Source organism: Enterococcus sp. C46, from assembly GCF_040887565.1.
Taxonomy (GTDB): Bacteria; Bacillota; Bacilli; order Lactobacillales; family Enterococcaceae; genus Enterococcus_B; species Enterococcus_B lactis.
Genome location: NZ_JBFOGA010000003.1, coordinates 178,798 through 196,801, shown reverse-complemented (window position 1 = coordinate 196,801; position 18,004 = coordinate 178,798). Strand labels below are relative to the sequence as shown.

Here is an 18,004-nt window from a genome sequence, read left to right as displayed (position 1 = left end):
AGTTATGAAAGAAACTATGGTAAAATGAGGCGAAAGAGGTGAAACGAGTGAAACAATTACCAAAACCCCTTTATGCAAAACATGGAAAACGAGTAGTTTTGCTGCTTCATGCGTACTCAGGAAGTCCAAATGATGTCCGGATGCTCGCACGGTTTTTAGAAAAAGCAGATTATACAGTCTATGCGCCGCTATTTAAAGGACATGGAACGATGGAGCCATATGATATCTTGCAAGAAAAAGCAGAAATCTGGTGGGCAGATACTAAAAAAGCCATCCATTTTTTACAGTCTGAACAGTTTTCTGATATTGCCGTATTGGGACTATCGATGGGTGGCATCTTTGCTGTACGGGCACTAGAAGAAGAATCAGTAATTGGCGGCGGTTTTTTCTGTTCGCCCCTGTCTCCTGTAAAAACAAACGTGCCTGAAAATTTTGAAAAATATGTACGTCAAGTGCTGAAGATAGCAGGCAAATCTGAAAAAGAAATCAATGAAAAAGCAGTGTCTTATCGCTCGTTAGCTGAACATCAATTAATGGATATACAAGACCAAGCAGCAATCGCAGAAAGTAGACTATCAGATATCCAACAGCCGATATTTTTAGCTCAAGCTGGGAAAGATGAAATGATCGACCCAAATGGTGTATTTGAAACGGCACGCAAATTGAGCCGCCAACGGGTGACACTTCAATGGTATCCTGAAAGCGGTCATGTGATTACAGTTGGCACAGCAAGACGCGAATTAGAAAAAGACGTGTTGGAATTTTTAGAAAAATTACCTTGGAATGAGGAATAAATATGACAAAAGAAACAATAAAAGAGAAAATTCTCTTTTTCATGGAAAGCAGTCGCAAACGTAGTTTTTCTATGGAAGAAATCGCTGAAGGTCTAGGCTTTCAAAAAAGCGATGATTTTAAATTACTAGTACAAACGATTGCTCAAATGGAAAGAGAACAGAGTATCGTTTTCAATAAAAAAGGAAAAGTGAAACTTCCTTTAAAACCAATCTTGGTCGAAGGGACATTTCGGGCAAATGAACGAGGATTTGGATTTGTAACGATTGATCCCGAAGAAGATGATATCTATATCCCGAAAGAAGCGACTGGCTTCGCAATGGATGGGGATACCGTAGCAATTGATATCATGAAGCGAGCAAATACAGATATGGATCGCGGAGCAGAGGGAAAAGTAGTGGAGATTCGAGACCGAGCGACTACTCAGTTAGCCGGAGAATTTGTTGCTTATTCAGACGAAGAGATACAGGAAACGGATCTTTATGGTGTGGTCATCCCGAAAGATAGAAAGCTTAACCAATTCAAAGTGTATGCAGCGGCAGAGGGAGTTCGTCCAGTTGACGGAAGTATTGTACTGATCGAACTGACCCATTACCCTGAAAAAGGGTATGCGACTAGTTTAGAAGGGATAATCAAGCAAGTGATTGGTCATAAGAATGACCCTGGCATGGATATCCTCTCGATTGTCGTGGCTAACGGTATTCCTACAAAATTTCCTGATGATGTGTTGTCTGAGGCAGATGAAGTTCCAGACCAGATCAGCGAAACGGATATTGTTGGACGCAGAGATTTAAGAAATCAGCTCATTGTTACAATTGATGGAGAAGATGCAAAAGATCTAGATGATGCAGTAACGGTAAAAAAATTAGAAAATGGTAATTATTTTCTTGGAGTACACATTGCAGATGTATCTTACTATGTGACGCAAGGCAGTCAACTGGACAGAGAAGCATACGAAAGAGGAACAAGTGTCTATTTGACCGATCGAGTGATTCCGATGATCCCACAACGTTTATCCAATGGTATCTGTTCATTGAATCCCCATGTTCCACGACTCACCATGAGTTGTGAAATGGAGATCGATCCAAATGGACAAGTTGTCTCACATGAGATTTTTCCAAGTGTGATCCAAACAACAGAACGGATGACCTACACAGCTGTCAATCAAATCTTAGAAGATCAAGATGAAGAAACGATGCAACGCTATGCTCAGCTCGTGCCTATGTTCCAAGAAATGGGTGAATTGCATCGAATCCTTGAAACGATGCGAATCAAACGTGGAGCGATTTCTTTTGAGGATCGTGAAGCGAAGATCCTTGTTGATGCTGAAGGACATCCAAATGACATCCAGCTAAGAAGCAGAGGGATAGGTGAACGCTTGATCGAATCCTTTATGCTTGCCGCCAACGAAACAGTAGCTGAACATTATAATAAATTAAATCTTCCGTTTATTTATCGAATCCATGAACAGCCAAAAGAAGAAAAAATGCAGCGCTTCTTTGATTTTGCTTCAGCTTTGGGCATTCTGGTACGAGGAACGAAAGGAACGATCACACCAAAAGATTTACAGCATGTGATCGAAGGAGTAGAAGATAAACCAGAAGCAGCAGTTATCAATACTATGTTGCTAAGAAGTATGCAACAAGCACGCTATTCAGAAGATAATTTTGGACATTATGGCTTAGCAGCAGATTACTACACACATTTTACATCTCCTATTCGGCGATATCCCGATCTGATCGTCCATCGGCTGATCCGTTCCTATAGCCAAGATAAAAGTGAAAGCATTCAAAGTTTATGGGCTGAGGAACTTCCTGAAATTGCAGATCATAGTTCTAAGATGGAGCGTCGCGCAGTAGAAACAGAACGTGAAGTAGATGCGATGAAGAAAGCAGAATTCATGATGGACAAAGTGGGAGAAGAATTCGACGGGATCATCAGCTCTGTTGTGAAATTCGGACTGTTTATCGAACTGCCGAATACAGTAGAAGGATTGATCCATATCAATGAATTGAAACAAGACTACTTCCATTTTATTGAAAATCATTTAGCACTTGTAGGTGAAAGAACCGGTCTGACTTTTAAAATCGGACAAAAAGTGCGCGTAAAAGTAGTCAAAGCTGATCCAGATGAACGAGCAGTGGATTTTGAACTCGTTTCCGCAGAAGAGGTCACTGCGTTGGAACGTCCAAAATCACGCAATGGAAAATCTGGAAAACGAGAAGGAAAACAAGCAGGCAAACGCTCAGAAAAAAATGGCAAGAAGAACAAACGATATAGTGATAGTAAGCAAACGTTCGGTAAGAAAAAAGGGAAAAAGCCATTTTACAAAGGTGTCAAAAAGAAGAAAAAGAAAAAATAAAATGAGTTGGAGGAAACAGCTATGCCAAAAGGCGAGGGAAAATTAATTGCACAAAACAAGAAAGCTCGCCATGATTATTCGATCATCGACACGATGGAAGCAGGGATGGTCTTGCAAGGAACGGAGATCAAGTCGATACGAAACAGCCGGATCAATCTGAAAGATGGATTTATTCGTGTCCGCAACGGGGAAGCTTTCTTGCATAATGTTCATATCAGTCCTTATGAACAAGGAAATATTTTTAATCATGATCCGTTGCGCACGAGAAAACTATTATTGCACAAGAAACAAATCGTTCGTCTTGAAAACGAATTGAAAAACACGGGAATCACTGTTGTTCCTTTAAAAGTCTATATTCGTAACGGCTATGCCAAGGTATTGATTGGTCTGGCAAAAGGGAAAAAATCGTATGATAAACGGGAAGATTTGAAACGAAAAGATATCGATCGACAAATTGATCGAACATTAAAAAATTTCTCTAGATAATTTCATTATCCTTTTTCGCATATTCGGTGCTTTTGCTTTTACTTAATGATAAAATTTGTTAGCATTTAATCTGATAAAACATGATTATCACAGGTTTTTTCTTAGATCAGGAGCACCGTGCATGGGGAAAAATTCGCTTCGTTTTTGACTGAAATAAAAAAGTGTCTAATTTTCATGAAAATGTTTTGAATTTTCTGTTTCATGGTGGTATGATACCGTGTGGTTAGAAACCGATTGGAAAAAACCAGATACGCACATGAATTGATTTTATGTGAATTTCGGGGAAAAGAGGTGAAATGGATTGGATGAACGCTCGCTAACGTTCCACATTGGACCAATTTGGTTTGATGGTACAGTTTGTATAATGGTGTTACTGACCTGTTTGATTGTTTTCTTCTTAGCTTACTTTTTTACAAGAAATCTTAAGTTGAAACCAACAGGCAAACAAAATGCGATAGAATGGGTCATTGATTTTAGTCGAGGAATCGTAACAGATAATCTGCCTAGAAAAGAATTGAGCAATTTCCATTTGTTGGCATTTACATTGTTTTTATTTGTTTTTGTTGCAAACAACATCGGTTTAGTAACAAAAATCGTCTTACCTAACGAAACAACACTTTGGAAAAGCCCGACAGCAGACCCGTTTGTTACTTTAACTTTGGCATTTATAATGATCTTACTTACTCACTTATTCGGGGTGAAAAAGTTAGGCTTCAAAGGATATTTCGTAAATTCGTTCTTGAAACCCTATAGTTTTATGTTTCCGATGAAACTGATTGAAGAATTTACAAACTTATTAACACTTGCTTTACGTCTTTATGGGAATATTTATGCGGGGGAAGTTTTGCTAACCTTGATTGCAAAAATGATGACAAGCTTAGGCTGGTTCTCATTACCATTAGCAATTCCATTAGAGATGGTCTGGATCGCGTTCTCCTTGTTTATTGGGAGCATCCAAGCATTTGTCTTTGTTACTTTGTCAATGGTTTATATGAGCCATAAGATTGAAGTAGAAGAATAATACTCGGTTAAAAAACAAACTACTATTTATCTATTTTAGGAGGAAAACAATTATGAATTATATCGCAGCAGCAATCGCAATCATGGGAGCAGCAATCGGAGCCGGTTATGGTAACGGTCAAGTTATCTCTAAAACAATCGAATCAATGGCTCGCCAACCTGAAATGTCTGGTCAATTCCGTACAACAATGTTTATCGGGGTAGCTCTAGTTGAAGCTGTTCCTATCTTAGGGGTAGTTATCGCCTTGATTCTAGTTTTTGCCGTTTAATTGAATCAGTATTAAGGCAGAAACAACATCGTTTGTTACTGCTTTTTTACATGGAAACTAGAAATACTCCAAAGAAAGGAAGGCTCGCCTATGCTGAATCAATTGGCAATTGCAGAAGTTGGCAATGCGATGTTAGGTAACATCATCGTTGTCAGCGGCTCATTTTTGATACTACTGGCTCTCTTGAAGCACTTTGCTTGGGGACCAATCAGCGATATTTTGAAAAAACGTGAAGACAAGATCGCCAATGATTTAGATTCTGCAGAACAATCTCGCATCAACTCAGCGAAAATGGAACAAGAACGCGAACAACAATTGTTAGCCTCTCGTTCTGATGCAGCTGATATCATCAAAAATGCGAAAGAAAGTGGAGAATTAAGCCGCCAAAATATTTTGAAGGATGCTCAAGAAGAAGCAGCTCGTCTAAAAAGCAAAGCCCAAGCTGATATCACTGTAGAACGTGATTCAGCGCTGAACTCTGTAAAAGACGACGTTGCAGAACTCTCTCTTCAAATCGCGGAAAAAATCTTGAACAAAGAATTATCTCCAGAAATGCATGAATCATTAATCAATCAATACATTGAAGGTCTAGGTTCTTCAAATGAAACTAGATAAATATACAGTAGGAAGACGTTACGGGAAAGCTTTATTTGAACTGGCGATCGATTCAAATCAAGCAGAAGAAATCTATCAAGATCTCGTAAGTTTACGTCAAATCTATGAACAAGTACCTGGATTAGGGAATATGTTAAGTGATGTTCGTCTAGAACCTCATGAAAAACGAGAAATCATGGACAAGCTTGTCAGCGGTTATGATGGGATCGTTAAAAACTTTTTAGAAGTTGTTTATGAGTATAACCGAATGGATGACCTTTTGTTCATGATCGAAGAATATGAACGTCGATATGATGAACATCAAGGGTTACTATTGGGAAGTGTCACAACAGCAGTCCCACTTTCAGACGAACAACGAATACAATTAGAAAAGAATGTTGCAAAAACAATGGACTATCAATCAGTTGAATTAAAACAAATCGTTGATTCTTCTATTATTGGTGGCGCGATTGTTGAAGCCAACCATCGAGTAATCGACGGAAGCATTCGCACGCAATTAGAAAAAATGCGTAATCAATTAAATAGATAGTACAAAGAGGTAGGTGAATCGAATGGCCATCAAAGCAGAAGAAATTAGTGCCTTGATTAAAGAACAAATTGAAAATTATCAAAACGTGCTTTCAGTCGAAGAAATCGGTACCGTAACTTATGTAGGTGACGGGATCGCTCGTGCACATGGTTTAGAAAACGCGATGAGTGGTGAGTTGCTTGAATTTTCAAACGGCTCATACGGAATGGCGCAAAACTTAGAGTCAAATGATGTAGGTATCATTATCCTTGGCGATTTCGAGTCCATTCGTGAAGGAGATAAAGTAAAACGAACAGGTAAAATCATGGAAGTTCCAGTTGGAGAGGCCTTGATTGGTCGGGTAGTCAATCCGCTAGGTCAACCAATCGACGGACTAGGTGAAATCGTTACTGACAAAGCTCGTCCAGTAGAAGCGATGGCACCAGGCGTTATGCAACGTAAATCTGTTAACGAACCAATGCAAACAGGGCTAAAAGCGATCGACGCCCTTGTGCCAATCGGACGCGGACAACGTGAATTAGTCATCGGTGACCGTAAAACAGGGAAAACTTCTATTGCGATCGATACGATCATCAACCAAAAAGGCCAAGATATGATCTGTATCTATGTAGCAATCGGACAAAAAGATTCTACAGTTCGTACACAAGTTGAAACATTGAAAAAATATGGCGCAATGGATTACACAATCGTTGTGAATGCCGGTGCGTCTCAACCAGCACCATTGCTTTATATCGCACCATATGCTGGTACTGCAATGGGTGAAGAATTCATGTACAATGGTAAACATGTATTGATCATTTTTGATGATCTTTCAAAACAAGCTGTTGCTTATCGTGAACTTTCCTTGCTACTTCGCCGTCCACCAGGTCGTGAAGCTTATCCTGGGGATGTTTTCTACTTGCACTCACGTTTATTAGAACGTGCAGCAAAATTAAGTGATGATTTAGGCGGCGGTTCAATGACTGCTTTACCATTTGTTGAAACGCAAGCTGGAGATATCTCTGCTTATATCCCAACAAACGTTATTTCAATCACTGACGGACAAATCTTCTTAGAAAGCGACTTGTTCTACGCAGGTACTCGTCCAGCGGTTGATGCCGGACTATCTGTCTCTCGTGTAGGGGGTTCTGCGCAAATCAAAGCAATGAAAAAAGTTGCTGGGACTTTACGTCTAGACTTAGCAAGTTATCGTGAATTAGAAGCATTTACACAATTCGGTTCTGATTTGGATGCGGCAACACAAGCAAAACTAAATCGTGGACGCCGTACAGTAGAAATCTTGAAACAAAAACTGCATGCACCGCTAGCTGTTGAAAAACAAGTAGTGATTTTGTATGCCTTGACGCATGGATTCTTGGACAGTATCCCTGTAGACAGTATTTTAGACTTCGAACATGAATTATTCGAATATCTGGATACCAATCATTCAGATATTTTTGAAACAATCCGTACAACAAAAGATCTTCCAGAAGAAGAAACGTTGAACAGTGCGATTCAGGAATATAAAGACATGTTCTTAGCTACAAAAGGAAATAATTCCTCTACAGAAGATAAATTGAAATCCATTCAAAATGCATAGTGAGGTGAGATGAATGGGTGCTTCATTAAATGAAATCAAGACACGTATCGCTTCAACGAAAAAAACGAGCCAAATCACGCGGGCAATGCAGATGGTGTCTGCTTCTAAGTTGACAAAATCTGAAGCTTCTTCACAGAAGTTTCAGGTTTATGCAACAAAAGTAAGGGAAATCGTTACGCATTTGACTGCTACTCAGTTAAATGATATTGCCTCAGAAAATCCTAGAGGGGATATCAATTACAACAGCATGCTGCTCAGCCGTCCTGTGAAGAAAACCGGTTATATCGTCATCACTGCAGATGGCGGTCTGGTCGGTGGATATAACAGTTCGATATTGAAACAAACGATGTCTATTTTAGAAGAAGACCACCAATCACCCGATGATTACGTGATGATCGCAATTGGCGGAACTGGTGCAGACTTCTTTAAAGCACGCGGTATCAACCTAGCATATGAGCTGCGCAATTTATCTGATCAGCCAAGCTTTGATGAAGTCCGCAAAATCGTAAATATGGCAACAACTATGTACCAAAACGAAGTATTCGATGAATTATACGTATGTTATAACCATCATATCAATTCGCTAACTAGTCAGTTTCGTGTAGAAAAAATGCTGCCAATCTCAGACTTAGATCCAGAAGAAGCAACGACTTTCGAACAAGAATATATTTTTGAACCTTCAAAAGAAGAAATCTTGTCTCAGTTATTGCCTCAGTATGCTGAAAGTTTGATCTACGGTGCGATCGTTGACGCCAAAACAGCAGAACATGCTGCTGGTATGACAGCAATGAAAACAGCAACTGATAATGCTGCTAATATCATTGATGAGCTGACGGTTTCTTACAACCGTGCAAGACAAGGGGCTATTACCCAAGAAATTACCGAAATTGTTGCCGGAGCTTCGGCACTAGAATAGTATTGAGATTGGAGGAAAAAAGATGAGTTCAGGCAAGATTGTTCAAGTAATCGGTCCCGTTGTCGACGTGGAATTTTCTTTAGACCAATCCTTACCAGATATCAACAACGCATTAGTTGTTTATAAAAATGACGAAAATAAATCAAAAGTTGTTCTTGAAGCAGCATTAGAATTAGGGGACGGAGTGATCCGAACCATTGCAATGGAATCAACAGATGGTTTACAAAGAGGAATGGAAGTCATTGATACAGGCAAAGCAATCTCTGTTCCTGTAGGTAAAGAAACATTAGGTCGCGTATTCAACGTACTAGGAGATACGATCGATTTAGAAACACCTTTCCCAGAAGATGCGGAAAGAAGCGAAATTCATAAAAAAGCACCAGCCTTTGACGAATTAAGTACAAGTACAGAAATTTTGGAAACAGGGATCAAAGTTATCGACTTGCTTGCCCCATATTTAAAAGGTGGGAAAGTTGGACTATTTGGTGGTGCCGGTGTTGGTAAAACCGTACTGATCCAAGAACTAATCCATAATATCGCCCAAGAACACGGTGGTATTTCTGTATTTACCGGTGTTGGTGAACGTACTCGTGAAGGTAATGACTTGTATTATGAAATGAAAGATTCAGGAGTTATCGAAAAGACAGCCATGGTGTTCGGTCAAATGAACGAACCACCAGGTGCACGTATGCGTGTTGCGTTAACTGGTTTGACGATTGCGGAATATTTCCGTGATGTAGAAGGCCAAGATGTACTGTTGTTCATCGACAATATTTTCCGTTTCACTCAAGCTGGATCTGAAGTATCAGCCTTGTTAGGACGGATGCCTTCTGCGGTTGGTTATCAACCAACATTGGCAACAGAAATGGGTCAATTGCAAGAACGTATCACATCTACGAAAAAAGGTTCGATTACATCGATCCAAGCCATCTATGTGCCAGCCGATGACTACACTGACCCGGCGCCGGCAACAGCATTCGCCCATTTGGATGCGACAACCAACTTGGAACGTAAATTAACAGAACAAGGGATTTATCCAGCGGTAGATCCATTGGCTTCTTCTTCAAGTGCTTTAGCACCTGAAATCGTGGGAGAAGAACACTATAAAGTAGCAACAGAAGTCCAACACGTATTGCAACGATATCGCGAATTACAAGATATTATTGCTATCTTAGGTATGGATGAATTATCCGATCAGGAAAAAGTGTTAGTTTCTCGTGCCCGCAGAGTCCAATTCTTCTTGTCACAAAACTTTAACGTGGCTGAACAATTTACTGGTCTTCCAGGTTCTTATGTTCCTGTAGAAGAAACAGTGAAAGGATTCCGCGAAATCTTGGAAGGCAAATACGATGATCTTCCTGAAGAAGCTTTCCGAAGTGTTGGCCGAATCGAAGACGTCGTAGAAAAAGCGAAAACACTAGGCTACTAGAAAGGGGTGCCCCATGGATCAATATTTAACAGTAAATGTGGTAACTCCTGCCGGTTTGGTCTATGATCACCATGCAGCTATCGTCGTCGCACGTACGACAGCTGGTGAGCTTGGGATTTTGCCTAAACATGCACCGATCATCGTTCCTTTGACGATTGATGAAGTTCGTGTAAAACGGACAGATTCAGATACCCATGTCGATTGGATTGCTGTGAATGGCGGAATCATGGAAGTGCGTGATAATGTTGTTTCAATCGTTGCTGATAGTGCGGAACGTGAACGGGATATCGATGTATCTCGTGCGGAACGTGCAAAACAACGTGCAGAACGCCAGATCGAAGAAGCAAAAGCAAAACAAGATACGAACGAATTGAAGCGGGCAACTGTTGCGTTGCATCGAGCAATCAATCGTATTAAAGTATCTAAGCACTCATAAAATGAGAAGCGGATGTTTATCCGTGTATCAGAGGTCGTGAGCCTGCCATTCAGCTCCGAGGTCACAAGGAACAAATTAAAAAAAACAGGTTCTCATGTTTGATGAATATTGTGGCTTGTGACCGAGGAGTTGGCAGGAGAACACCGTTTATTTAGAATAAAGGACTGAGACAAGACTTTTGTCTCAGTCTCTTTTTTTGCATATTTTTTCCCTTATTTCCTAAAAATGTAAGGGTATTCCTCTATTTTTAAGTATACTTGTTTTTCCTTTTATACATTTTATGGTATTATCATTTTATTAGTTATTATAAAAACAACTGTTAGAAAGGACGTCATTATGCAAGTATACGGAATTGATGCGATACTTCGAATCGTGAGTCATTTGGCGTTTATCTACTTAGCCTTCTGGTCTTTACGTTCGTTACGCATTGAGACTTTTTTTAGACCAATGCATAATACGCAAATTAGAATGGCAATCGTACTTTTTTCAATCTTTTTAGGGTACACTGCAAGTAATTTTTTCTTAGAAGTTATCGCTTTATGCCGAAATCTTTTCGTTAGCCTGTAAATTTTAAAAAAAGGTACTATTTTAAAAGCAAGGGTGTTATAATAGAAAAGATTTTGAGTAAGTGTATGCTCATTGGAATTTTTTGGAGGGAACAACAACATGGAAGAGATCATCGTAAGAGGTGGCAATCAATTAAATGGAACAGTAAGAATTGAAGGAGCTAAAAATGCTGTATTGCCTATTTTAGCTGCCAGTTTGTTAGCAGAAGAAGGTATTACGACATTAGACAACGTTCCGATTCTTTCTGATGTCTTCACTATGAATCAAGTGATTCGTCACTTAAATGTAGATGTAGATTTTGATGAACAAAAGAATCAAGTAACAATCGACGCTTCAAGACAATTAGAGATCGAAGCGCCTTATGAATATGTTAGTCAAATGCGTGCTTCAATCGTTGTGATGGGACCGCTACTTGCTAGAAATGGACATGCAAAAGTGGCTATGCCTGGTGGATGTGCGATTGGTAAACGCCCAATCGATTTACATTTAAAAGGATTTCAAGCTTTAGGAGCAAAAATTATTCAAAAAAACGGCTATATTGAAGCAATTGCAGATGAATTGATCGGTAACACGATTTATTTAGATTTTCCTAGTGTAGGTGCTACTCAAAATATCATGATGGCTGCCGTAAAAGCAAAAGGAACAACCATCATTGAAAACGTAGCTCGCGAACCAGAAATCGTTGATTTAGCAAATATTTTAAATAAAATGGGTGCTCATGTCTATGGAGCGGGTACTGAAACAATGCGTATCGAAGGCGTTGATCATTTACATGCAGTCAACCATTCAATCGTACAAGATCGTATCGAAGCTGGTACCTTTATGGTCGCTGCTGCAATGACAGAAGGCAATGTACTGATTGCTGATGCTATCTCTGAACATAACCGCCCATTGATTTCTAAATTGATCGAAATGGGTGCAGAAATCATTGAAGAAGAAGGCGGAATCCGTGTCATCGGACCAAAACATATCTTACCTACAGATGTAAAAACGATGCCTCATCCTGGTTTCCCTACAGATATGCAAGCTCAAATGACAGCCATCCAATTAGTGGCAGAAGGTACAAGCATAGTAACTGAAACAGTTTTTGAAAATCGGTTCCAACATTTAGAAGAAATGCGCCGTATGAACGCCCACGTCAAAATCGATGGAAATGTAGCAATCATGGATGGAAACCATGAATTGCAAGGTGCGGAAGTGTATGCAACAGACTTGCGTGCAGCAGCAGCATTAGTTTTAGCTGGCTTGAAAGCAAATGGAATCACACGTGTCCGTAACTTGAATTATCTAGATCGTGGCTATTATAACTTCCATATCAAACTACAAAAATTAGGTGCAGATGTTGAACGTGTAGACATGGATCAAACTCCTGCTGAAAAAACAGCACAAACGATTGCATAAGGAAGTGGCTGAATGAGTAACCAACGATATATCTTATTAACTCTGATAAAGATTTTAGTGGTGATCTTATTACTTATCCTTCTTTTTGTAGCCGGAACGATGATTGGATATGGCGTCATCGGTGGTGGCAATCCATTTAAAGTATTTCAACCAAGCTTGTGGATTCATATTCGAGACTTTTTTCATTGATAATTAATTACGGTGGTTCTAGTCGATAGGAAATGAGCTATGAAGCAGCATAGGATAAAAGAAAACAGAAGGGAACGTTGACTTTAGTCGCGATCCCTTTTTTTAGTAAAAGAAAAGAAGGAATCTAGTTGATGAAGAAGATATTGATTTATTTAGTTAGAGGATATCAGCGCTTTATTTCGCCTGCATTTCCTCCTAGTTGCCGCTATTATCCAACCTGTTCTAATTATATGATAAAAGCAATTCAAACTCATGGTGCGCTAAAAGGGACGGTAATGGGAACGGCTCGGATCTTACGCTGTCATCCCTTTGTCAAAGGCGGTATTGACTATGTACCTTTGACCTTTCAATTAACGAGAAATAAGAAAGATAAAAAAGAACCAGATTATGAAAAGGTTGTGAAAAATACGGGTAGCACTGAGCAATAAAGAAATAATTTGGAAAATAGCTTCCCATATTTTGCAAAATTGTGAGTTATTGCCGAAGTGCTGGATTTTGAACACCGTCAAAAAAGGTTGTGAAAAATACGGGTAGTACTGGGCAATAAAGAAAAGAGAGAGTGACTATCAAAGCAACGACTTCATGACTACATATATGGAGGTCAAAAATGATCGAAGAACTCAATAAGATAGATTTACCATGGTCCTTGTTATTAGATGCAGATCCTGATAAAGAAAAAGTTCAGGTATATGTTTCAAAGGGGAACGGCTGGATATGGAAAGAAAAAGAAAAAACAATAGGTATACTGATCTATATAGTAAGGGAAAAAGAATTCGAAATCGTTAACGTAGCTGTAGAACCTTCGCATCAAGGAAAAGGGATTGGTGGGAAACTCCTTGAGACAGCTTTTCAGGAGCTTTCACAGCTCGCTTCCAGTCAAACTCAGATCATCATACGAACCGGCAGTACTAGCAGTGCTGCGTTACATCTCTATCAAAAAATGGGCTATGTGGAGATTGGTCGAGTCAAAGACTATTTTATCCATCATTATTCTAAACCGATTTTTGAGAACGGAGAACAATTGCGAGATCAAGTGATTTTAGCAATTCACTTACACAAAACCAGCTTTAACGAATAGACTTGTGATCCGAGAAAATGCTTTCAAATACTAAACATATACATTACAATAGCTTTAGCAAGCAAAAAGGAGAATATGTTTATGGGGATATTAGTTTTTGATTTTGGCGGGTCGGCTGTCAAATATGGTTGTTGGGATAGTAAAGATGTCAAAGGCAAGGGCCAATTTGCAACGCCCGAATCTTGGGAAGAAATGAAAGCGCAATTATTACAAGTCTATAAAGACATGTGTCTTTCTTTTGAGATTGAAGGAATTGGGATCAGCTCACCTGGAGTAGTGAATAATGAGAAACAGGTAATTGAGGGAATCAGTGCGATCCCTTATATTCATGGCTTTAATATTTTTAGAGATTTGGAAACTTTGTTTCAACTTCCGGTAACGATTGAAAATGACGCCAACTGTGCCGGAATGGCTGAGTTTTATGAAGGAGCTGCTCGTGATTATCGAGATGTTGCTTTTGTCGTGGTAGGAACTGGGATTGGTGGGGCGATGTTCACGAAAGGCCAAATCAATAAAGGTGCACATCTTTATGGTGGAGAGTTCGGTTTGATGTTCTTAGAGGGCGATCAGACATTTAGTAAACTTGGTACAGCCGTACAGATGGCTTGGCGGTATTGTGAACGCAAAGGAGTCGATAAGAATACTTATACCGGAAAAGACGTCTTTGAATTAGCAGAAACTGGGGATGAAATAGCAAAAGAAGAAGTTGAGAGTTTTTATACGTACCTTGCAAAAGGTTTATTCAGTATCCAATTTTCATTCGATCCGGAAGTTATCGTATTAGGCGGTGGCGTTTCTGCAAAGGATGGGCTCATCGATGAGATCCAAAGTAGAATGAAGAAGTTGACAGATCAATTCGACCTGCATGATTTCGAGCCACAGATCCTATTGTGTGAATACAGAAACGATGCTAACCTTGTAGGCGCAGCGGCCAACTATATCGCTATAGGTCAAGGGGAGAATTAAAAGCTTTAGAGAAGTCACTTCTTGCATAAAAGAAGATGAAATGGACAAGAGATTTTTGCCTAAGGAATGTTTTATTGGCTGCAATATGATAAAATGTCTGAGAGGTGAAAATGATGTCAAAAAAAAATAAAGATATTGAAGTACGTATCGAAGAAGTAAAAAAAGATATCAAAGGTAAGAATTATGAAGTCACTCAGTTATTTATAGGAAAAAAAATGATTGGTGAAATTTTAGCCTATGGACCAAAAGAATATGAAATTTTCTTTGGTGAAGAAGATTTTGGAAAAGAAAAAAGTCTTGAAAACGCGATAGAAACAGTGATTCGTCACTGGAATCTGCACGAATAAAAAAATATCAAAAAAACTTTCAATAAAGGGTTGCAAAAATCTGGAAAATTAGGTATTATAACTAAGTCAGGTTGATACAAACCTTTCGGAGGAGTAGCGAAGTGGCTAAACGCGACGGACTGTAAATCCGTTCCTTAGGGTTCAGTGGTTCGAATCCACTCTCCTCCATTCATTGGGGTATAGCCAAGCGGTAAGGCAAGGGACTTTGACTCCCTCATGCGTTGGTTCGAATCCAGCTACCCCAGTATAGCACAACCGTAGGCTCTCGTAAGTTCGAGAGCTCTTTTTTTGCTTTGCTACCTTGTTCCTTGAAGATTCTGTCAAATTAAGATAGAGTTAAGTTAACAAAAAAAATTGGAGGGGTCAAAATGAAGTGGAAAGAAAAAGTAGACGAAGCAGCTGAAAAGTTATATGACTTGGTCAAATCAGAAAAATACGATATCGAAGTGAACATTCCTAAAAAAGGTGAAAAAGCAGTCAATGTAAAATCAAAACGCCCAACGAATCATACCAAAAAATGGATGGCTAAAAACCGCTAATAATAACAAAAGATCCATAAATCGGCATTTTCAGCGATTATAGGGTCTTTTGTTATTTTCTCAATAGGACATATCTAGAAAATGAATTCTATTAATAGGAATGGGAAGAAGGATTTGTACCTACATCATCTGTTTATGGATAGAATCCTTTATCTTTTTCAGTTGTGAATCAGGTATATACCAGTTATAATAGAAGAAACGAAAGGACGGGTGTACGTTATGTCGAATCAATTACCTGTATATATACAGATTCATGACCAATTAAAAAATGAAATCGAACAAGGTATATGGAAAGTCGGAGACCGTCTTCCTTCAGAAAGAGAATTAGCAGTGAAATTCAATGTCAGCCGTATGACGTTGAGACAAGCAATTCAAAACTTGGCAGATGAAGGAATCTTAGAAAGAAAGATCGGTTCGGGTACATATGTTGCGCGAGAAAAAGTACAAGAAAAGATGTCTGGCGCGACAAGTTTTACAGAAATCATGGAATCGCAAAATAGAGTACCTTCTAGTCGAACAATCTCTTACTTTTTGACTTCGCCAAGCTCAAGTGAAATGGAAAAACTAAACTTGAGTAAAGATGACACGATCTTGCGAATGGAGCGTATTCGTTTTGCAGATGATGTCCCTATTTGTTTTGAAGTAGCCAGTGTTCCGCAAAAGCTGATCGATGGCTACAGCAAAGCAGAGATTACTGAATCGCTGTATCGCACATTAGAAGAAAAAGGCGGGAAAAAAATCGGTCCAGCGAATCAAACGATTACTGCTGTATTGGCTTCTGAGAAAATCGCAGACTATTTAGAGGTGAAACGAGGAGATGCAGTTCTTCGTTTGCGTCAGATTTCCTATTTTGATGATGGTACGCCATTTGAGTATGTGCGTACGCAATATGTAGGAAATCGTTTTGAGTTTTATTTGGAAAAATAAAAAACAGGTGATCCCTGATTCCTTATTCGAAAAAAAGAGAATCAGAATCACCTGTTTTTATCTATGATCAGTTATCAGTTGCTCGTGATAAGAAACAGGACCTTCTTCAAATTGGACTTGTCCGTTCAGCAGCTCAATGATGGATTCTTTAAAGCTGTCAGCATTTTTTTCATCCACTGCACAGATGACGATGACTTGATCAGTGTATTGGATTTCTTTTATGAAAAAATGCTGTAGTTCAAGATAATTTTGTAATTTTCCTAGTTGCGGATACGTGATCACTACGGAGATCTCCTGTTGCAAGGTACCTTCTACGATTCCAATGTCGGACAATGCTTGAGAGACCGCATGAGTGTATGCACGTATCAATCCGCCCGTGCCGAGTTTCGTTCCTCCAAAATATCGAGTGACTACTGCAGCTACATTGATCAGTTGATTTTTTTTGAGGACTTCCAACATCGGTACGCCCGCCGTTCCACTTGGTTCGCCATCATCGCTGCTACGTTGGATCTCATTTTTTTCGCCAATGACGAAGGCGCTGCAGTTATGGTTTGCTTTCCAATGTTCTTTTTTGATTTCTTGGATGAAGTTTTTCGCTTCTTCTTCTGATTCTATTCGTTTAAGAGAACAGATAAAGCGTGATTTCTTGATTTCAATCTCACTTTGTCCATTTTCTTTGATTGTACGATAACGTTCGATCATCTTGTCACCTCTTTTTTTCGGTTGCTTTATTCAGTATAAAGAAAGTTCTAGGTTGTTTCAACACTATAACGGTTGCGCAATTACTGTAGTATGCGATAATAAAGACAAAGGCAGGTGGATCCGGGGATGAAGGAACGAATGAAAAAGTATGATGCAATTACGCATTATTTGAAGAACAACGGCGGCTCCCAAGTAACATTAACCTTTACTCAATTTGATGAACTGTTGTTTCCCAGTAACGGACTTCCCAAAACAGCCAGGGAAAGCACAGATTGGTGGGCAAATGACTATAGACATCCAGAAAAGGGTGCCTACGGCTGGTTAAATGCAGGCTATGAAGTAGTGGTCATCAATTTGGATAAAGAATATGTCGTATTCAATAAATTAGTGAAATCTAGCTGGCTATTTGATTAAATAAACCGTGTTTAGAAAACGTTGACAAATTTCTTTCTTTTTATATAATAGAGTAACAAACGCTAAGAAAACGTTTGCGTAGTCTGTTTTAAAAAGGAGAGAAAAGTATGGCTAAAAAAACAATCATGCTTGTATGTTCGGCTGGTATGAGCACAAGTTTGCTAGTAACAAAAATGCAAAAAGCTGCGGAAGCAAAAGGAATCGATTCTGATATTTTCGCTGTGTCAGCTTCTGATGCAGATAATAATCTTGCAAATAAAGATGTAGATGTACTGTTATTAGGACCTCAAGTTCGCTTTATGAAAGCTGATTTTGAAAAACGTCTGGAACCAAAAGGCATTCCTTTAGACGTCATCAATATGGCTGATTATGGAATGATGAATGGCGAAAAAGTATTAGACCAAGCAATTACATTGATTGGTGAATAAATAGATTATATAG

At 39.1% G+C, this 18,004-nt stretch carries 23 protein-coding genes and 2 tRNA genes; 24 read left to right on the top strand and 1 reads right to left on the bottom strand.

Annotated elements, in window-relative coordinates; genetic code table 11:
• Positions 1–38: 38 nt before the first annotated feature.
• The 22 genes from AB3I27_RS06580 to AB3I27_RS06475 all read left to right on the top strand — a co-directional run bounded on the left by AB3I27_RS06580 (position 39) and on the right by AB3I27_RS06475 (position 16,447).
• The gene (locus tag AB3I27_RS06580) at positions 39–794 is read left to right on the top strand and encodes a carboxylesterase (RefSeq protein WP_180811643.1); all 756 of its coding nucleotides are present in this window, start codon (positions 39–41) and stop codon (positions 792–794) included.
• Between the two features lie 2 nt (positions 795–796).
• The gene (gene rnr, locus AB3I27_RS06575) at positions 797–3,154 is read left to right on the top strand and encodes a ribonuclease R (protein WP_002308574.1); all 2,358 of its coding nucleotides are present in this window, start codon (positions 797–799) and stop codon (positions 3,152–3,154) included.
• Between the two features lie 21 nt (positions 3,155–3,175).
• Positions 3,176–3,640 carry an SsrA-binding protein SmpB gene (gene smpB, locus AB3I27_RS06570; protein ID WP_002292799.1) on the top strand — a complete coding sequence of 155 codons (465 nt, stop codon included), beginning with the start codon at positions 3,176–3,178 and terminating at the stop codon, positions 3,638–3,640.
• A 301-nt stretch (positions 3,641–3,941) separates the two neighbouring features.
• The gene (gene atpB, locus AB3I27_RS06565) at positions 3,942–4,661 is read left to right on the top strand and encodes a F0F1 ATP synthase subunit A (RefSeq protein WP_002300474.1); all 720 of its coding nucleotides are present in this window, start codon (positions 3,942–3,944) and stop codon (positions 4,659–4,661) included.
• Between the two features lie 52 nt (positions 4,662–4,713).
• Positions 4,714–4,929 (top strand): ATP synthase F0 subunit C, encoded by a 216-nt coding sequence (gene atpE, locus AB3I27_RS06560; protein ID WP_002292797.1) that lies wholly within the window; start codon positions 4,714–4,716, stop codon positions 4,927–4,929.
• A 90-nt stretch (positions 4,930–5,019) separates the two neighbouring features.
• The gene (gene atpF, locus AB3I27_RS06555; RefSeq protein WP_002292796.1) at positions 5,020–5,544 is read left to right on the top strand and encodes a F0F1 ATP synthase subunit B; all 525 of its coding nucleotides are present in this window, start codon (positions 5,020–5,022) and stop codon (positions 5,542–5,544) included.
• Positions 5,531–6,073 (top strand): F0F1 ATP synthase subunit delta, encoded by a 543-nt coding sequence (locus AB3I27_RS06550; RefSeq protein ID WP_002292794.1) that lies wholly within the window; start codon positions 5,531–5,533, stop codon positions 6,071–6,073. Before atpF ends, AB3I27_RS06550 begins: the two co-directional genes overlap by 14 nt.
• A gap of 22 nt (positions 6,074–6,095) precedes the next feature.
• Entirely contained in the window at positions 6,096–7,652 is a 1,557-nt protein-coding gene (gene atpA, locus AB3I27_RS06545; RefSeq protein WP_002292793.1) for a F0F1 ATP synthase subunit alpha, read from the top strand.
• 13 nt (positions 7,653–7,665) lie between these two features.
• On the top strand, positions 7,666–8,568 hold the full coding sequence (locus AB3I27_RS06540) for a F0F1 ATP synthase subunit gamma (RefSeq protein ID WP_002292792.1): 903 nt from the start codon (positions 7,666–7,668) through the stop codon (positions 8,566–8,568).
• Between the two features lie 22 nt (positions 8,569–8,590).
• Positions 8,591–9,997, top strand: a complete 1,407-nt coding sequence (gene atpD / locus AB3I27_RS06535; RefSeq protein ID WP_002289006.1) for a F0F1 ATP synthase subunit beta — start codon at positions 8,591–8,593, stop codon at positions 9,995–9,997.
• 13 nt (positions 9,998–10,010) lie between these two features.
• Positions 10,011–10,433 carry a F0F1 ATP synthase subunit epsilon gene (locus AB3I27_RS06530; protein ID WP_002289005.1) on the top strand — a complete coding sequence of 141 codons (423 nt, stop codon included), beginning with the start codon at positions 10,011–10,013 and terminating at the stop codon, positions 10,431–10,433.
• Between the two features lie 336 nt (positions 10,434–10,769).
• Entirely contained in the window at positions 10,770–11,000 is a 231-nt protein-coding gene (locus tag AB3I27_RS06525) for a DUF1146 family protein (protein WP_002300479.1), read from the top strand.
• Positions 11,001–11,099: 99 nt separating this feature from the next.
• On the top strand, positions 11,100–12,401 hold the full coding sequence (murA, locus tag AB3I27_RS06520) for a UDP-N-acetylglucosamine 1-carboxyvinyltransferase (RefSeq protein ID WP_148411288.1): 1,302 nt from the start codon (positions 11,100–11,102) through the stop codon (positions 12,399–12,401).
• Between the two features lie 12 nt (positions 12,402–12,413).
• Positions 12,414–12,590: a DNA-directed RNA polymerase subunit beta gene (locus tag AB3I27_RS06515; protein ID WP_002292789.1), complete on the top strand. Its 177-nt coding sequence runs from the start codon at positions 12,414–12,416 to the stop codon at positions 12,588–12,590.
• Positions 12,591–12,721: 131 nt separating this feature from the next.
• Positions 12,722–13,018, top strand: coding sequence for a membrane protein insertion efficiency factor YidD (gene yidD / locus AB3I27_RS06510; protein WP_002308581.1), 297 nt, complete (start codon positions 12,722–12,724; stop codon positions 13,016–13,018).
• A gap of 179 nt (positions 13,019–13,197) precedes the next feature.
• Positions 13,198–13,668 carry an N-acetyltransferase gene (locus tag AB3I27_RS06505; protein ID WP_002308582.1) on the top strand — a complete coding sequence of 157 codons (471 nt, stop codon included), beginning with the start codon at positions 13,198–13,200 and terminating at the stop codon, positions 13,666–13,668.
• A gap of 81 nt (positions 13,669–13,749) precedes the next feature.
• On the top strand, positions 13,750–14,634 hold the full coding sequence (locus AB3I27_RS06500) for an ROK family protein (RefSeq protein WP_104771547.1): 885 nt from the start codon (positions 13,750–13,752) through the stop codon (positions 14,632–14,634).
• A 110-nt stretch (positions 14,635–14,744) separates the two neighbouring features.
• The gene (locus AB3I27_RS06495; RefSeq protein ID WP_002316425.1) at positions 14,745–14,981 is read left to right on the top strand and encodes a DUF2969 domain-containing protein; all 237 of its coding nucleotides are present in this window, start codon (positions 14,745–14,747) and stop codon (positions 14,979–14,981) included.
• Positions 14,982–15,068: 87 nt separating this feature from the next.
• Positions 15,069–15,149: transfer RNA gene (locus AB3I27_RS06490), tRNA-Tyr, on the top strand.
• 5 nt (positions 15,150–15,154) lie between these two features.
• A tRNA-Gln gene (locus AB3I27_RS06485) sits at positions 15,155–15,226 on the top strand.
• A 123-nt stretch (positions 15,227–15,349) separates the two neighbouring features.
• Positions 15,350–15,520: a hypothetical protein gene (locus AB3I27_RS06480; protein ID WP_222897055.1), complete on the top strand. Its 171-nt coding sequence runs from the start codon at positions 15,350–15,352 to the stop codon at positions 15,518–15,520.
• Positions 15,521–15,739: 219 nt separating this feature from the next.
• Positions 15,740–16,447, top strand: coding sequence for a GntR family transcriptional regulator (locus tag AB3I27_RS06475; protein ID WP_002313489.1), 708 nt, complete (start codon positions 15,740–15,742; stop codon positions 16,445–16,447).
• A 57-nt stretch (positions 16,448–16,504) separates the two neighbouring features.
• On the opposite strand, the gene AB3I27_RS06470 is transcribed toward AB3I27_RS06475, so the two are convergent.
• Positions 16,505–17,149, bottom strand: coding sequence for a YigZ family protein (locus AB3I27_RS06470; protein ID WP_002308585.1), 645 nt, complete (start codon positions 17,147–17,149; stop codon positions 16,505–16,507).
• 126 nt (positions 17,150–17,275) lie between these two features.
• Between AB3I27_RS06470 and AB3I27_RS06465 the strand changes: the two genes are divergently transcribed.
• Both AB3I27_RS06465 and AB3I27_RS06460 read left to right on the top strand, forming a co-directional pair.
• The gene (locus tag AB3I27_RS06465; protein WP_002292779.1) at positions 17,276–17,563 is read left to right on the top strand and encodes a hypothetical protein; all 288 of its coding nucleotides are present in this window, start codon (positions 17,276–17,278) and stop codon (positions 17,561–17,563) included.
• A gap of 107 nt (positions 17,564–17,670) precedes the next feature.
• Positions 17,671–17,991, top strand: coding sequence for a PTS sugar transporter subunit IIB (locus AB3I27_RS06460; protein WP_002292778.1), 321 nt, complete (start codon positions 17,671–17,673; stop codon positions 17,989–17,991).
• Positions 17,992–18,004 lie beyond the last annotated feature (13 nt).

What these genes read in the sequence shown, in the direction of transcription:
- rnr (WP_002308574.1), top strand. Translation starts at nt 797, where the DNA reads ATGACAAAAGAAACAATAAAAGAGAAAATTCTCTTTTTCATGGAAAGC.
- smpB (WP_002292799.1), top strand. Translation starts at nt 3,176, where the DNA reads ATGCCAAAAGGCGAGGGAAAATTAATTGCACAAAACAAGAAAGCTCGC.
- atpE (WP_002292797.1), top strand. Translation starts at nt 4,714, where the DNA reads ATGAATTATATCGCAGCAGCAATCGCAATCATGGGAGCAGCAATCGGA.
- atpF (WP_002292796.1), top strand. Translation starts at nt 5,020, where the DNA reads ATGCTGAATCAATTGGCAATTGCAGAAGTTGGCAATGCGATGTTAGGT.
- AB3I27_RS06550 (WP_002292794.1), top strand. Translation starts at nt 5,531, where the DNA reads ATGAAACTAGATAAATATACAGTAGGAAGACGTTACGGGAAAGCTTTA.
- atpA (WP_002292793.1), top strand. Translation starts at nt 6,096, where the DNA reads ATGGCCATCAAAGCAGAAGAAATTAGTGCCTTGATTAAAGAACAAATT.
- AB3I27_RS06540 (WP_002292792.1), top strand. Translation starts at nt 7,666, where the DNA reads ATGGGTGCTTCATTAAATGAAATCAAGACACGTATCGCTTCAACGAAA.
- atpD (WP_002289006.1), top strand. Translation starts at nt 8,591, where the DNA reads ATGAGTTCAGGCAAGATTGTTCAAGTAATCGGTCCCGTTGTCGACGTG.
- AB3I27_RS06530 (WP_002289005.1), top strand. Translation starts at nt 10,011, where the DNA reads ATGGATCAATATTTAACAGTAAATGTGGTAACTCCTGCCGGTTTGGTC.
- AB3I27_RS06525 (WP_002300479.1), top strand. Translation starts at nt 10,770, where the DNA reads ATGCAAGTATACGGAATTGATGCGATACTTCGAATCGTGAGTCATTTG.
- murA (WP_148411288.1), top strand. Translation starts at nt 11,100, where the DNA reads ATGGAAGAGATCATCGTAAGAGGTGGCAATCAATTAAATGGAACAGTA.
- AB3I27_RS06515 (WP_002292789.1), top strand. Translation starts at nt 12,414, where the DNA reads ATGAGTAACCAACGATATATCTTATTAACTCTGATAAAGATTTTAGTG.
- yidD (WP_002308581.1), top strand. Translation starts at nt 12,722, where the DNA reads ATGAAGAAGATATTGATTTATTTAGTTAGAGGATATCAGCGCTTTATT.
- AB3I27_RS06505 (WP_002308582.1), top strand. Translation starts at nt 13,198, where the DNA reads ATGATCGAAGAACTCAATAAGATAGATTTACCATGGTCCTTGTTATTA.
- AB3I27_RS06500 (WP_104771547.1), top strand. Translation starts at nt 13,750, where the DNA reads ATGGGGATATTAGTTTTTGATTTTGGCGGGTCGGCTGTCAAATATGGT.
- AB3I27_RS06495 (WP_002316425.1), top strand. Translation starts at nt 14,745, where the DNA reads ATGATGTCAAAAAAAAATAAAGATATTGAAGTACGTATCGAAGAAGTA.
- AB3I27_RS06480 (WP_222897055.1), top strand. Translation starts at nt 15,350, where the DNA reads ATGAAGTGGAAAGAAAAAGTAGACGAAGCAGCTGAAAAGTTATATGAC.
- AB3I27_RS06475 (WP_002313489.1), top strand. Translation starts at nt 15,740, where the DNA reads ATGTCGAATCAATTACCTGTATATATACAGATTCATGACCAATTAAAA.
- AB3I27_RS06470 (WP_002308585.1), bottom strand. Translation starts at nt 17,149, where the DNA reads ATGATCGAACGTTATCGTACAATCAAAGAAAATGGACAAAGTGAGATT.
- AB3I27_RS06465 (WP_002292779.1), top strand. Translation starts at nt 17,276, where the DNA reads ATGAAGGAACGAATGAAAAAGTATGATGCAATTACGCATTATTTGAAG.
- AB3I27_RS06460 (WP_002292778.1), top strand. Translation starts at nt 17,671, where the DNA reads ATGGCTAAAAAAACAATCATGCTTGTATGTTCGGCTGGTATGAGCACA.